Raw genomic sequence first — 15527 nt, forward strand, 5'->3', positions numbered from 1 at the left:
TCAAGTGGCGCCCGACGAGTATAGACAGACAGAGTGCTAGCTCTGTGACGCAAGTATCTCTTTGCAGTTCCTTATCAGCTGCTCCATTTCCTCATCGGTGCCAATAGAGATACGCAAGTACTCACTGATCCGGGGCTTGTTGAAGTAACGCACGAGAATATTACGCTCCCGCAGTGCCAGATATAGGGCTTCTGCGCCGGGCTCCGGTGGTTTGGTCAGAAGGAAATTGGCTTGGGAGGGAATCACTTCGAACCCCAGGTCTGTAAGCGCCCGCTCACAGCGCTCCCGGGTGGCGATGACCTTGCCGCAATTGTCGCTGTGCCAGGCGGTATCGCGGATCGCTGCAGCGGCCACACGCTGGGCAATGGCATCAATGGGGTAGGAGTTAAAGGAGTTCTTGGCTCTTAGCAATCCTTCAATCAGGTGCTTCTGCCCCATGGCAAAGCCGAGGCGAAGCCCTGCGAGGGCATAGGACTTTGACAGTGTGTGTATCACCAACAGGTTGGGGTAGCGATCGATGAGTGTTGCTGCACTCTGTCCGCCAAAATCGATATAGGCCTCATCAATAACCACCACTCTTTCAGGCTGTGAGCGCAAGAGCTGTTCAATTTGCTCTAGCGGCAGGTACCGTCCCGTGGGTGCATTGGGGTTGGGAATAATTACACCGGCTGCAGGGGCTGCATAGTCCTCAAGCTGGATAGAGAAATCACCGTGCAGGGGAACAGTGCGGCTTTTGATATTGAAGAGCTGGCAATAAACTGGGTAGAAACTGTAGGTGATATCCGGAAATAGCAGGGGCTCGCTGCGGCGGAAAAAACTGTAAAAACTCAGAGCCAGCACTTCATCGGAGCCATTGCCCACAAATACTTGCTCAGCAGAGAGATTGTGCTTATCGGCAATAGCGCGGCGCAATTCACAGGACTCCGGGTCGGGATAGCGGCGCAATGCATCGGCAAAGTCGTGTTGCTCCAAGAGCTTTAAAGCTTCGGGAGAGGCAGGGTAGGGGTTCTCATTGGTATTGAGCTTTATCAGGGTTTCACTCTTGGGCTGCTCCCCGGGTGTATAGGGTTCCAGCTGGTCGAGCCCTGGGCTCCAATAAATCTTGCTCATGATTCTACCTCTGCGGTACTACTTTGATTGTCGCTGGAAGAGCCTTCAGCGCCTTCTTTAGTTTCTTTTTTCTTAATGGAGATATCAAACAGGTCGGCCGAATTTCCAATAAATTCCTGCATGGGAACAGGGTTGCGGAACAGCATATTATCGTATTTCAGCTCTGTGGATATCGGCGGAACCTCGCTGAATTCGTCCATGTTGTTAACGCTTTCAGCTAAACCTAGGCCGAGGAATGCCAGTGGCAGTGTCAGTGCCACTGTCCAGCGCCAGCCTCTGGCGAGGTTGGTGGCCAAATAGCAGGCGGACCAGAGCATTGCCGGTAATATGATGGCGAGTACCAGGAAGTCCAAGACCTGAATAGTAGTGCCGATGGCAAAATTGAAATTGATTAGCCCCCTCAGCCATTCCCAAAAAGTGTAAGTAAGTGCACCTATGGCGGCGATGGATAGATGGGTGAAAAAGTGCGTTTCATGCCTGACAACCCTGCCGATAAACGCCCAGACTCCGGCGTAAATCACCATGCCAATTATGGCCGTGGCAAGAATGTTGACGGCAATAGTCCATTGATAGTTTCGGGCGTAACCGAGGTAGCTCATCAGTACGCTGGCGAAGCCAAAACACAACAGCAGCAGTATTGCTCCCAGGGGGTGGGACAAGCTGGAAAACAGGTTTTCCAGTGAATGGAGAGGGGTAGCTTCAGGTACCGGGTCATCCGTATGGAAAACCCGGAAGCGTGACTTCCCACACTGCAGCAAGTCACCGGAGGAAATCCTGTGTTGAGCGATGGTATCGGGTTTAACGGACTTATCTTTCAGGTTTCCCAAAAGCTGGCAGCCGTTGGTCGAATTGAGGTCGTGTAAGACGTACTGGCCGTCCTCTCCCCGCTTGATTTCGGCATGGTGGGCATCGGAATGGATGTCCTCCAGAATTGCATCGTTGTCGTAAGCGCGGCCCAGGGTAAATTTATCCCCGTCCATTCGGTAGCGCAGCTGCACCCGATGGGCGCGATTGAGTTCTTCAATAATCAGGGCCATTGGATCTCGCTCGTAAACTTCTGAGTAAAGGCGTCGGCGGACTCCTGGGTAAAGCCGGACAAGGTAAAGTGGCTGACCAGTGCGCGATTTTTCTGATCCACACTTAGGCTCAGGAAGAAAATATCGTAGAGGTCAGGAAAGTCCTTGTAGCGCCTGACACAGTAGCTGGTGCGCGCGATCAGGGGCTCGCGATTGCGATCCGGCTTCGATACCGAGGTTTCATTGCCGCGCTCCTGAGAGGTAAATCCTTGCTGGCAGCGGAAATTGGTTACATCTTCTTCTCCAGCGCTATTGCCTGGGTAAAAGGAGTCCATCTGCCCTTCGTACTCGGCATAAAAGCGCGCGGGCAGAAGATCCTCGGCTTGCAGCCAGAAAAATTCGTACTCTACCCGCCCGGTGTTGAAGTCGTCGGACAGGAAAATAACATCTTGTCCGGTGCAGCCTTTATCAATTCGCTTGATCGGATTGGTTTCGCTCTCTTGGGTGTTTCCCCAGCATTTAATGGCTGGAATTATTTCACCGACAACCTGGGCCTCACCGAGGGCGCGACGCTGCCAGTCGGCCCTAAGTATTGAGTCGATAATTTTTTGCTGGTTATCCAAAAGCTGTTGATAAGTTACTTGCTTCAGGTTGAGAGTGCCGCCTTCAGCGCGGTAGTGTTTTAAAAGTGACGACAGCTTATCCACTGGTACCAGGAAGCTAACCTGGTTGCCTGCAGTCGCCACATTAATGCCCACTACCTGCCCCTGGGTATTGATCGCTGGCCCGCCGCTCATTCCCGGATTAATAGATCCGGCAAAGTGAATACGATCGTAGAAGCTACCGCCGGCAATACCGTTATAGGTCCCGGGAATCAAGGTCATGCCGAGGTCCAATGGGTTACCCAAGGAGACAATGGTTTCCCCTTTTTTGGGGGTGTCTGTCGCCAACTCCAGGTATTCGTCTCCCGGCTTCTCCTGGCGCAGCAGCGCCAGGTCATTGACCACATCAATATCCAGTAGAGTTAATTTTCCCCGGGTGCCATTAACTGCAAGATATTCCAGGGAGTACTCGTCCGGCTCGCTAACCGCTTGAGCCACTACGTGGTAATTGGTGGCGATCAATCCATCGGGGGAGATTTGAAAGCCTGACCCCAGGCCGGCTTTTGAATTGGAGGATTTTTCGATAAGTCGAATTTGATAGAGGCTGCCGCGATAATCACTGTAGAGCTTTTCATAGCCTTGCGCCATTGCAACAGTGGATAAGCAGCACAGAATCCAGGCGAAGAGCCACGTGGAAAGTTTCGGCATTTTGAATTGATTAAATTGTGGACAGGAAGCGTGATACTACGGGATATAGGATAGTGCAACAAGCGCCCATCACCGGCGCTATCTACCAGTGATGGGTTTGTTTTGGATGGTTAGAGATAGTCCACAATTTTTGGCTGTGTCTCTATCACTTTTTGGTGCGACTCGAGATAAAAGCGGCTGAAGAGTTTGTCGGCTTCTTCCGGAGCGATAAAGCCCTCGCTAAATCCTGGGCTAGCTGGATCGAGATGCAGGCGCGCGCAGTTGATCACATGAGCGGCCATCTGCGCCATATTTTCATCCCCAACAGAAATTCGGATGGTGGTTGGGAATATACCCGCCGCTTCCATCGCTTCAGGTGATAGCTCTGAGTGAGATGTCAGGGCAGGGCAGAGCACCATGGTATTTGTCTGGCCCAAGCTCACCATCTGCCCGAAAGCGGGCTCCAGCGCGTCAAAGAAACTTTTAAAGGCTTCGGTGGGAATTTGCGCAGCTTCCATGTCGATGCTGAATAATGGTGTGGGGAACTGGTAGCGCATCAGCGATTCTCGCAGCCCGGAATTGGGGTGGGTTTCCACTGCATGGCTGTTGACACGAATCTTGCTGTGACTGGCGAAAAAATGGCTGAGGCTCAAAGTATTAATACACTTGGTGAGCATACGCATTTCCAGGGTGCGCATACCGCAATGCACTTCCCAGGCCTTGTCTGCATCCAGGAAAGCCCCCTTGATGTAATAAACATCCCAGAACATGCACTGATCCCAATTAAGGCCTTTTGCGCTGTCGCCTTTAGGGATAAACATGCGGTGGTTTTCGCCGATAACCACACCGGCAGTGGCGGCACCGGTGCCACCGATATCCTTGGTGTAGGAGTGAACAACAAAATCCGGTCTCTCTTCCCTATCTTTGCGGCGCAGTGGCTGATATAGGAAAGGGGTTGCCAGGGTGGCATCCAGGCTTACCAGGATATTTTCCCGGTGAGCGGTTTTACAAATAGCCGGTACATCCAGCATGATCCCGTGGGGATTGCATGGAGACTCAATATAGACGTGTATTTTTGCTCCGGCACTGATTTCGTCTGCGTATGCATGCTGGGTATCAGCCAGTAGCTTTTCGAACTCTTCACCGGTAGTGCCATCAAACCAGGCCAGATTGATAGACAGTTTATCTTTGCGGGCGTAGAAATCCTGTAACAGCTGGTGAGTGCCGCCATAGATATTCCTGGAAACAATTAAAATATCCCCGTGGCGCAATTGATTTGACAGGAGTGCATCGATTGCAGCCATACCGGAATTAAAATTCCAGGCCATATACTCACTGGCTTCAGGCCCGCATTCCAAATCCACAATAGCATTGGCCAGGGAAATGGAAGTGGGGTTGAGTAAACGTGAATAAATATCGTGGCTCGGTTCGCGCCCACGGAAAGCATCGTCCACCCACTCGGTGCAGGCATAAATGTAAGTTGCCGTGCGGGCAATTACCGGGGTTGCAGAAAAAATAGCAGGAATATTATCGAACAGGGGGTAACCACCCCGTGTGGTGATATTAAAGTCGTCCCCCTGTAGGCTTTGAAAGCTGGCTCGCAATGGGTTTTGTAAGGTGTCCAATAATTTCGCCAGCTGGAAACTCATAAAGCGTTTGGCATTGAAATAGGCAATCTTGTCAGACTTGTCCAAGCGCTGGAGTGTGTCCGTTACCTGGCTCCACAGCTGGCTCAGATTTCCCTGTGCCTGGTAGAGCAGGGTTGCGGTCTGTTCTAACAGTTTTCCATGTTCTGATTCACTATCAATGCAAAAGTGCTGCAATTGCTCTTTTGCCAGCTCATCAATATTTTTTGCCTCGGTGCTGTTGCGGCGGGGAGAGAGAATTTTTACATCTTCTAGGTTCGCTTCCATTGTGTCCTCACTACGTGATGCTTTTTGTTATATGGCGACTCTAACAGTCCTGTGCGGCGCATAAAACACTTGGCGGGCAATTAGTATGTAATTTGCTGTGTTTTGGCGTGATCGATCTGTAATTTGGAAATCTGTACAGTAGCTTCCAGTTGAGGGGGTAGGTGGCTGTGTTAATGGTTGCCGGCCATGGAAAGGCAGCCCCCACAACATTTAAACAGGATTTAATTTCCTCGTAGCCTTAGGTGGTGCGATGAAATAAAGGGATTCAGCGCAAGCTGAACGGTCAAGCTGGAATCGACAGGTGTAGAGTCTTAGTCGATTCTCTTGGATGAGCTTGTCCGGGCATGGATGCCAAATTTTGCTCTTGATAGTGTTGTTGTAACCGTCGATGGTTGGGACCATCATTTCGGGCCGGCAGTTTTATTACTGCCGGCTTTTTTTTAATTTGGACTCCATTTTGAGAGCTATTACCCATACAGTATTTTCCAGTCTTCAAGCCTGCCGTGTAGACCCCAATAAAGTTCTGTAACGCAATTCAAATTAGATTAAATTGGCGAATGGGATCATCGATTAATTTCAACAAGCTCCAAGAATAGTTTTATATTTATTTTAAAAAATATGGCCTTATTTTTTGGGGTCTCGGTGTCGCCATAGTGGAAAAGGAATAATCCTTCCGCTCTAGCTTCTGCTTGAGTTAAGCGCTTACCAAACATTTTTTTTGGCGTATGATGACTCTATGCGCCCCTTTTAAATATTTGGTGTGTGCTTCCCTGTAATGAGGTGTGATCGACCTGTAGTCCTTAAGTCTGTACATTGAGGTCCACGTGAGAGAGTACCGGTGATTGTGGAAACAGTTACCAAGCCATGGAAAGGCAGCTTCCACAATAAAATTTTGGATGGATTTAATTCCCCTATCGCCCCTTTGCGTGTTAGGGAGAAAAGGGATTCAGCGCAAGCTGAGTGGTCAAGTTGGAATTGACAGATCCAGAGTCTTGGTCGATTCAACTTAGTATACTTGTCCGGGCACGGATGCTGAATTTTGCTCTTGATAGTGTTGTTGTAACTGTCGATGCTTCGGGTCAGTAACTTCAGTTCTGCTGGCTTTTTTAAAAGTTGAGACCGGTTATGATAACGCGGTCACGGACGTAGTTTACAAAAGATAAAACGTCCTTTGGTGACACCATATAACAAATTTTTAGAGAGGGATGGAAATATGGTCAATTGTGCTGACCTACCTGTGCTTGACGTAAAGGTGCCTAAAGAAGGGTTAAAACTGGATTTGGTTCTTCAGCCTAAAGAGCAAGAAGATGGTAAGCCTCAGTACTGGCCGCTGTTTAATGCGGCTAACCCTGAAGAGCACTTCGGCAATATGCACTTCAAAATCCATAGGCGTGCAGTATTGACTCTGGAGGTGACCTTGGATTTATCGCAAGTGCCGGGTCGCGAGTTGGAATTTGTTCGCTATCGCCAGAGCCATAAGTTAGATGGTCTTATTGCCCTGAGCCCGGATTTTCGTCACCAGTTCCGTGCTCGCGCTAAAGAGGTGGATGGCGAATTCACTAAACTGATTATCAAAATCAAGGATAGAGAAGATATCCCCGATAACTTCTCTTTCCTATGGATGTGCGTGGATGCGGAAACTGGAGCGCACTTTGTCTCTGGAGATCCAGATGCGCAGGTTGATCCATTTCCAGTTAACGATCCACTCTAGTAGCAAATAGTCTCAATAACTTTTTGTGAAGTCTGAGGCTGGGTGCAGAGCTTTTGAAACGCAGGTAAGGTAAACCATTCTGCGCCCATGCCTTGCTCGATTAACTCTAGAATATAGTAGTTTGCTGATCGCCACTCCTCAGAAAGAGCGTAGATAAGGGCTGCGCTATACTTAATATCAGTGTCATTTTGGCTCATCTTTAGTAGCTTATTTAGTATAACTATTGAGTCGGCATGTTGGTTGAGGTTTGCCAGAGCGATGGCTCTAAATCGATACTTTTGTGTATTCAGCTCTTCGTTTTCAATATCTGAGGTTAATCTTAAAATTTTCTCATATTCATTAATTGCGAGTTGATTGTTCCCCAGCATTTGGTGGGTTTCTGCAATTTGGTAGATCGCAGTTAAATTGTTGGGAGATATAGATATAACTTTTCTATATTTCTTAAGAGCTTGCTGATACTTCCGTTGGAGGAAGTAAATTACTCCCAAGTTGGCTTCAGCGCTTAAGCTTCGGAACTGCTCTGGAATAGTAGTAATAGCCTTCTGAGCGAGTTCTAAGTTACCTTGCTCCAACTCAATAACTCCGATAACGGAATAAGCTGACCAGAAATCTGGATATCCCTCTAAAAGATTGGATAAAGTTTTTCGTGCTTCATTGTAGTTGGCAGCCTGAAGCTGATTTATTGCGACTATGTATAGATTGTGTGCAGAAGGATTTAGGGCTGAAGCTTGCTTTGCATAATATAGACCTTGCTTATAATCTCCTTGGGAGTAACGGTATCGGGCATACTGTGCAAGCAGGTGCGCAGAAGGGTATCCTTTAGCTTGAAGTTTATCCAATATCGATTCAAAACCCTCTCTATCTATACCTGTGGACTTTATGTAAAGCTGGGCTTCAAGAAGAGCGGTTTTGTCGGCCCCAGTAGATTCTGCGCTGGCTAATATTCCAAGGGCCGAGGTAAGCAAGCTGGCATCGTTGCTAGCCATATACAATTTAGTGGCTATATTTGCGTATAGAGAGTAAAGGTTTGAGTTTTTGGGATATTTTCCAATCAGTTCTTTTGTTATCTCTAAGTCTTTAGGCTCAGTAGCGGTATTCGCAAGTTTCGAAATTGTAGAAAGATATTTATTGTAGTCTTCTGATGTCATTTTGACATCGATGACTGACTCTTTATGGTACTTACTTGGAAATAGGTCTATTGCACTATTCCGTATTGAATATTGTGATTCTTGTCTCTGTTGGCCCGGAAGAAAAATAAAAGAAGTTTGTTTTTGGACTTGTTTATCTAACGGACTGATAACCTGTATTTCAATATTGCAACGTAATTGCATACACTCAAGGCGTGCTACTAAGGCATCCGTAATCCCCTGATCCTTTAATTGCTGTAATCGATCATCTAAGCTGGTTTGCTTTCTCGGGGTGTAGCTTACTAAAGCACTTGACTTTAGGTGGCTTGGTGTATTCATAAGAGCTTGGCGTACCATAGCTGTGATTAGAGTGTTAGTGCTCTGGTCGGTTGTTTCTCCGCTAAATTCGACAGGAAGTACCGCGATATACTTGGGGGGCAGCTTGGAGTAAGTTTTCCAGCCCCATGTTACGGCTGTAGCTAGAACGGCAAAGCCGGCTAGCCACTTATTCAGACGGCTATATTTCTTGCGCGGTTTGATAAGCAACTGTGTTACTGTTTCAGAATATTGTTGGGTGTCAGCATCAATGCCATGATGGCGGACTAAAGAGAGAGCCTCGAAAACTTGCTGGGCAGAGTCTGGACGTTGCTCGGGACGCTTACTTAAGAGTCTATCGAGCAGTGCTATAAGTGGCTTAGGTATTTCTGGCCAGTGGGTTTGTGGAGGAATGTGGGGTGCGCTACAGATTTGTTGGGCAAATGCCAGCGCATTTAAGTCTCCACGTTCAAAGGGCTTGTTGTTGCAAAGTAGTTCGTAGGCAATACTACCCAGGCTAAACAAGTCGCTTCGAGCATCGAGAGGGGCGCCTTGAACCTGCTCTGGGGACATTGCCTGTATGCTGCCAGCAATATGATCCTCTCTGGTTAGTTGTTGGTCACAGTCCAGCGCTTTGGCGATGCCAAAGTCAGTAATCTTTGCTACACCATCATTAGTGACAAGGATATTTTCCAGCTTTAGATCGCGATGAATAATACCTAGGGAATGAGCTTTACTGAGCCCCTGACATAATTGCATCAATAAGTCGAGTCTAATTGCCAGGGTGGGGCTGTTCTCGCGAAGCCATTCTTTAAGAGTGACGCCTTCAACTAGCTCCATGACAAGGGCTATGCCATTATTCTCTTCCAGTACGTCATAAAGCCGCACAATATTTGGATGGTTCAGCCTGGCTAAAAGTTCAGCTTCGCTGCGAAAACGGGCCTCTGCAGAATTTCCACTTAAGTCAGAGCGGAGGCGCTTAATAGCTACCTTTCGCCGAAGTTTGATATCTTCGGCTAAGTAAACAACCCCCATACCACCAGCACCCAGGGTGCGCTCAACCCTGTAACGGCCTTGATACTCCTCAGTTTTCTCCAACGCAACTACGTCCATTGTATTGTATTCTTCTCGGATGGATAGGGGATTTTACCTGATAGTACAATTTCGTGAAGGCATCTGTCCCCTCTTAAAGGGAAATGGTTCACGTTATTCCATTCTGTTTGATTTGTTTTTGGCTGTTAAAGTGACAGTTATGCCAGAGCATAATGTTGGGTAATTGGCGCGTATATCATCAAAGCTTGCCAAAGTGCAAATAGGCTGAAAGCCAATTGTTGTGAACCACACTGGAGCCATGCCTAACTCCAAAGTTTTTCGTATATAGGCTTTGGCGGAAAGCATATCGCCGCTGGCCATGTAAACCTGGGCGCGGCTGTAATTGACAAATAGGCCGTCTGGAGCGGTGTTATCCATCTTTAATAGTGTCTCAATGGCTTGCTCACCCTGGCCCAGTTCAGAATAGGCTCTTGCTCGCAGTAACAATCCAAGCCAGTCCTCCTGCTCTTGTGCCAAGGTCAGAGCGCGCTGGGCAAACTCTTGTGATTGCAGCTGTCTATTTTCCAGGCGGGCAATCTCTGCCAGTAGCAGATATACATGGGGATCGTTAGGGGCTCGTTCAGCAACATGGCTCAGGCAGTTTTTTGTATCCTGCAGCTGCTGTTCGATGTAATAGGACAAGCAAAGGTTGAAGGTATCCCGGTCCCCTAAATGCTTTAAGCCCACCTCACTAAGGAGCCGGATAGACTCTTTGGGGCGGCCTGAATCCAATTCATTGGCTGCAAGCAAGGAGATAGCATCAATATATTGATTGTTGAGACGGATCGCATGTAAAAGGTAAGGTCTCGCTTTTTCCATTTGCCCCATCAGGGTCAGGGTCAGAGCCTTTTGGCGAAGATAAAGAGGGCTGGTACGAATGTTGAGCGCTTGGTTAATGACTTCCAGCGCACGGTTGAAATTCCCCCTTCGCTGGTGGGCTTTCGCGCGCAGGAAGTAGTAGAGAGCCTGATCAGGTAGTTGCAGCTTTAGTTTTGCAAGTAAGGACTCTGTAAGCTCTGTATCTGCCAGGAAGATGGCAATACGCAACTTAGTGATCAACACCGTTGGGTGGTTAGAAATCTTTGTTGGTATGTTGTTGAGAAGCCCTGTGAGTCGGCTGCGTATTTTGGTATCCCGCGAGTGATATAGGTGGGTGGCTAATAGATCCGCTAACAGTTCATAGTAGGAGGGGAAGTAGGGGTTCCTTTTTAGCAGAGCCTCAACTTTGGTAATTGCCCCGGTAACATTAGCTTCATTATTGCGCTGTTCGAATATCTCGAGGTATTGCTGGTAATCTTCAGGGCTAAGGCTGAACTGAACTCTTAGGCTTCCTGTTGGGTAGTTGGGAAGTAGATAGTGCAGTTGCTGCAAAACACGTGCGCGGCTCTCCAGCGGTGCATCCAGGTTCAGCATGGCACTACGGTTGGCGACTTCAGCAAACCCCTCGGTTTCTATAAGGGCAAATGAAGCTTCACAGGCGGTGGCTTCACAGTTTAGGGCAAATTGGAGCAGCAGCTGTGCGTTGAGCGCTTGCGCCTGCTCCCGCAAAGGCTTGCCTTTTAGTTGCTGGGATTCCGAATAGGGCACCAGTAGTAGCGCTGGTTGATCGGAAAGCCCCTGTTTGATGGAGCTGAGAAGGTTATTGGCCAGTAGCTTTTCCTCTCGGCTGCGCAGGTTTGATAAGTCTGGCTCAATAATCGCAATGTACTTTGCCGAGGGTTCTTTACTTCCCCATAGAGAAAGTTCAGGAAAAACAGCGGCGGTTAAGCCTAGTAACATCGCACCGGATGCCAGGAGTATGCCGGCTAGAAGTTTGTGTCCTTTGTTTGTACGTCGATGTTGTACATGAAAGTCTTCCGTGGTGATCGTGATGTCATGGTCATCGGCGGTTTCATGATCCGATGTTAATTGGCTCAGTATCACATCCAAATCGGTGGCTACAACGGCAGCACTGACGGGGCGTTTGTCCGGGTTTTTGGCCAGCAGCTTATCCAGTAACTTGCAAAGCGCCGTAGGAAGTCCGGGGTTTATGGCTCCTGCGGGTGGGTGCGGGTTGTTGATGATCCGATCGATAATAACGTATGGGCTTCCATGCTTGCCGAAGGGAGGCTGATCACACAGTAGGTGATAGGCGAGCATCCCCAGGGCAAATAAGTCACAGCGGTTATCCAGTTTCTCGCCGAGGGCCTGCTCGGGAGACATTGCGTACCAGCTGCCAGCGATATGCTGCTCGCGGGTAATTTCTTTCGTATCCTGCCAGCTCCGCGCAATTCCAAAATCAGCGATTTTTGCGATGTTATTGCTGTCAATAAGGATGTTGTCAGCTTTCAAGTCGCGGTGAATAATTCCAGCCGCATGGGCACGCGCAAGACCGCTAGTGATTTGCTTGAGTAGCTGGATTTTCTGGCAGAGGCTGGGGTTAAACTCCCGTGCCCAATAGGTGAGTGGGCGGCCATCAACATACTCCATAACCAGGGCTACATCGTTCTGTTCCTCCACAACATCATAAATTTGTACGATGTGGTTGTGGTTTAGTTGTGCGAGCAGTAATGCTTCCTGGCGAATTCGTTGTGAGGCAGATTCGTCTTCAGGGTTGTTGAGCAATCGCTTTATAGCGACCTCTCTGTTAAGTCGCTCATCTTTGGCGAGGTACACAACTCCCATTCCCCCGGCTCCAAGCTGCCTGATGATCTTGTACCGGCCGATATAAGAGGGTGGTTGCGCTGACATTGTAATTCTTGCCGAGGGATAAGAGATTCAGCTCCGCCACCCTGGCAAATAATTACTGAATAGGTAATGAAGGGGCTTAGCCTTAAGCCCCCTTTCTAGAGATGAAGCTATACCGCTTCCGGCTCTGTTTTTGCCTCGAGTTGGTTGCCTTTATAAATTTCGAATTGTGGACAGCCAATACGGATTTCCCAGGATCGACGCTCTACCAGACTCGAAGTATCCACTGCATCAGGTAGTGATTCAGAGATTTGTTTGCGGGCGCGGAAGATTTGGGTGTTTAAGTGGTTAACAGTGATACCCAGCTCGTGAGTGGCTACCTGAATAGAAACCCAGCCCTGGGAGTCAGTGTCCATGCCGCTCTGCATATCTTTGTGGCGGGCACGAGCAAGGTACAACAAGAGATAGTTGTGGATTCTTGCTGGTAAGGATTGCTTCATACCTTCCCGCTGAAGTTGTAACTGCACATGCTCTTCGTGGGAGCTCACAGAGAACTTCAGCTCAAAGTCGACAATAGACAGTTGCTGCAGAGATAACTCTTTCGTTGCCCCTTGGTTGTCCGCAAGAAAGAGCTGCCAGCTATGCAGGCCGCAATCGATACGATCGCCATGATTTATCAGGGTCTTATCGCCGTCTTCAGCTGATGGACCTGTGAACTCGTACAGCCACTGCCCTGTTAAGGGGCTGTACTGAAGGCTGGCGAGGGGCTCGTTCTCATCGGGCAGCAGGTGGTATTGTTCCAGCGGTTGTGCCTCGCCAGAGTGAATATCGATCAGCAAATTCTCGGGAGCATCGAGGTTTTCGACGATCCAAGCTGGGTTATTCGCCCGCCCAAAAGCGATCTTATCACCGGTCTGGAGTGGGTAGCTTTTAGCGGGTACCAACTGCTGGCCATTTAGCCAGGTGCCATTGCGACTCAGGTCGCGAATATTCCAATGTGTACCGGTCCACTGCACTGCTGCATGGATGCCTGATATTTCAGCACTTGTGATTCTTGTGTCTACTGCACCCTGCCGGCGCCCAATGGTGTGGTGTGCCATTAAGTAAACTGGTTGTTCCCTATCTGGATGCTGTAAGCAAGCCATATTCCTACCCTTCTGCCGTGGCCAACTCATGTTGTGGCCTGATTGCGACAAAGTTCATTCATACTGGTGGATGCCCGCTGTGCTTGTCCTGCGAATACCTTAGCAGTACGGAGTCTTGGCTTACCATCTGCGGCGATTATTTCCCTTGAGCTGAGACACTACTTGTTGTGATTGGCGCTGCTCTGCGCCGCTGCCTCACTGATAGTCTCGGAGAGGATTGCCCCAGTTCTGAATGATTTAGTCACTACGATTTTTGGAAATTGTTCTATTTTTGCGCTCCCTTGATAACTGTCTCTAGAGGGAGTGCAATAATTGTCAGTAATTGCTTCCATTTTCGCTGAAAAGTTGTGCCGCCGTCAAAAATCTTAAAGACCTTTTCATACTTTTACTTGTGACATTGGTTAATGTTCTCCAAATACACGGCTGCACACTAGTTTAATGGATACTTGCCTGTATCTTTGTCGACCGGATCTTCTTTAATCGATGGCTACACAATATATTTCACAGTTGTGCGCCAGTGCTAGCGGCATTACTGCTAATTTGGTAAATGGATACCACTTTTGCTGTTAATGAAAACAAGTCTCAATTGTAAAAGAGAATATATATTATTAACTGTTAAATTTGGCACTTTTGACGGCTTGTATGTCATTGTTGAAAAGGCTAATTTGAAGTAGCTGCTTTGGCGCGCTATTTATCAGATGCACTTAGGTGACACTTTGCAGCTAAAGAATGAAAATTTAGCGGTGGTGAAGCCCGAAGCTAAACGCTGGGGCACTCTGACGATATTTAACCTTTGGGCCAACGCTGCACAAAGTCTCGCTGGCTATACCCTGGCGGCAACCCTATTCCTCGGTCCCAATACGAATGCTTGGCTGGTTCTCGCTGGGATCGCTATTGCAGCAATTTTAATTATCATCTTGTTAAATTTAATCGGTGAACCGAGTGTTAAATGCGGTATACCGTTTCCCGTATTGGCCAGGGCGAGTATGGGGATCCGAGGTGCTAACGTCCCTGCGCTGCTTCGGGGGAGCGTGGCAATATTTTGGTACGGTGCGCAGACCTGGTTTGCTGCCCATGCCATGTCTTTATTACTGAGAGAGTGGTGGCCTCAAGCTGTCGGAGGGCAGTGGCTGGCAATGGACCGGATCGATTGGGCTTCCCTCGTACTTGTCTCATTATTTCAAGCTCTTCTATTTTTCAAAGGTATCAATACGATCCGTTGGTTTATCAACCTGGCTGCACCCTGTGTCTATGGAGTGATGCTAGCGCTGTTGTGGATGCTAGTGGTTCGCAGTGACAGACAGTTTTCATTTGCTGTTGCTACTTTCTTTGATCGGTCTATAGCATCCTGGGGCGATGGCTTGGTCCAGCTCATCAAAGTCACAGGTACTATGTTGGCTCTCTATGCGCCGATAATCCTAAGTTATGGAGATTTTGCTCGCTTCTGTAAGAACGTGTCTGTTATGCGAAGGGGAAATTGGCTGGGAATCACTATAAATATGACTGGCTTTGCGATAATTGTTCTGTTCACCACTATCGCCGCCCAGTCAGTTTTCCACCAGAACTTGGCAAATCCCACTGATATTGTGCAGAAGCTTGGGAATCTGGAACTGTCATTGATCGCCGCGGTTGTTTTTTTTACAGCAACGGCCGGCATCAATGTGGTGGCGAACTTTGTGGCTCCAGTTAACGATATTTCAAATCTTCTGCCAAAGTACCTGGGGTTTCGCAGGGCGGCATTGATAACGCTGTTTCTGGCCTTTCTGATTAGTGCTTTGTGGCCCGCTGTTATCAAACAAATCGGTTTAGTGGCGTTCGTAAACTGGATGGGGGTTTTTCTGGCGCCTGCCTATGGTGTCATATTGTCTCACTACTACTTAGTAGAGAAGCGCCAGATGGATGTAGGGCAGTTGTATTACAGCGAAAGTGATGGGCGTTATTACTATTTCTGTGGCTGGAACCCGCGAGCACTGCTGACTTTATTGGGGACATGTATTGTCATCACAATGCTAGCTTTTTTCTTACCGAGAGGGTTGATGGCAGGCGTCGACTGGCTATTGGCTGCAGCTGCTGCTTGCGTTGTTTATTGGAGTGTTGCGAAGCGCAGTTAGGGGGGAGCCCGGAGGAATTTCCGGGCTCAGG

At 48.5% G+C, this 15527-nt stretch carries 9 protein-coding genes; 2 read left to right on the forward strand and 7 right to left on the reverse strand.

The annotated features are described in order from the left end of the window. Positions 1–36: 36 nt before the first annotated feature. The 4 genes from hisC to ACJJIS_RS02310 all read right to left on the reverse strand — a co-directional run bounded on the left by hisC (position 37) and on the right by ACJJIS_RS02310 (position 5328). Positions 37–1110, reverse strand: coding sequence for a histidinol-phosphate transaminase (gene hisC / locus ACJJIS_RS02295; protein ID WP_475709381.1), 1074 nt, complete (start codon positions 1108–1110; stop codon positions 37–39). Beyond that, positions 1107–2147: an FHA domain-containing protein gene (locus ACJJIS_RS02300; RefSeq protein ID WP_475709382.1), complete on the reverse strand. Its 1041-nt coding sequence runs from the start codon at positions 2145–2147 to the stop codon at positions 1107–1109. The genes hisC and ACJJIS_RS02300 overlap by 4 nt, the downstream gene beginning before the upstream one ends. After that, positions 2138–3436, reverse strand: a complete 1299-nt coding sequence (locus ACJJIS_RS02305) for a S1C family serine protease (RefSeq protein WP_413663356.1) — start codon at positions 3434–3436, stop codon at positions 2138–2140. The genes ACJJIS_RS02300 and ACJJIS_RS02305 overlap by 10 nt, the downstream gene beginning before the upstream one ends. A gap of 110 nt (positions 3437–3546) precedes the next feature. Next, positions 3547–5328, reverse strand: a complete 1782-nt coding sequence (locus tag ACJJIS_RS02310) for a trans-sulfuration enzyme family protein (protein ID WP_444934200.1) — start codon at positions 5326–5328, stop codon at positions 3547–3549. A gap of 1213 nt (positions 5329–6541) precedes the next feature. Here ACJJIS_RS02310 and ACJJIS_RS02315 point away from each other — a divergent pair. Beyond that, positions 6542–7039, forward strand: a complete 498-nt coding sequence (locus tag ACJJIS_RS02315) for a hypothetical protein (RefSeq protein WP_475709383.1) — start codon at positions 6542–6544, stop codon at positions 7037–7039. Here the strand turns inward: ACJJIS_RS02315 and ACJJIS_RS02320 are convergent. The 3 genes from ACJJIS_RS02320 to ACJJIS_RS02330 all read right to left on the reverse strand — a co-directional run bounded on the left by ACJJIS_RS02320 (position 7036) and on the right by ACJJIS_RS02330 (position 13385). Then, on the reverse strand, positions 7036–9594 hold the full coding sequence (locus ACJJIS_RS02320) for a protein kinase domain-containing protein (protein ID WP_475709384.1): 2559 nt from the start codon (positions 9592–9594) through the stop codon (positions 7036–7038). The two genes, ACJJIS_RS02315 and ACJJIS_RS02320, sit on opposite strands and share 4 nt — an antisense overlap. Before the next feature lie 93 nt (positions 9595–9687). Then, on the reverse strand, positions 9688–12303 hold the full coding sequence (locus ACJJIS_RS02325; RefSeq protein ID WP_475709385.1) for a protein kinase domain-containing protein: 2616 nt from the start codon (positions 12301–12303) through the stop codon (positions 9688–9690). A gap of 107 nt (positions 12304–12410) precedes the next feature. Then, complete coding sequence (locus tag ACJJIS_RS02330) at positions 12411–13385, reverse strand: FHA domain-containing protein (protein WP_413663351.1); 975 nt, start codon at positions 13383–13385, stop codon at positions 12411–12413. A gap of 716 nt (positions 13386–14101) precedes the next feature. Here ACJJIS_RS02330 and ACJJIS_RS02335 point away from each other — a divergent pair. Next, complete coding sequence (locus tag ACJJIS_RS02335) at positions 14102–15496, forward strand: cytosine permease (RefSeq protein WP_475709386.1); 1395 nt, start codon at positions 14102–14104, stop codon at positions 15494–15496. Positions 15497–15527: the final 31 nt, after the last annotated feature.

The organism is Microbulbifer maximicatervae (SeqCode) (assembly GCF_056231245.1).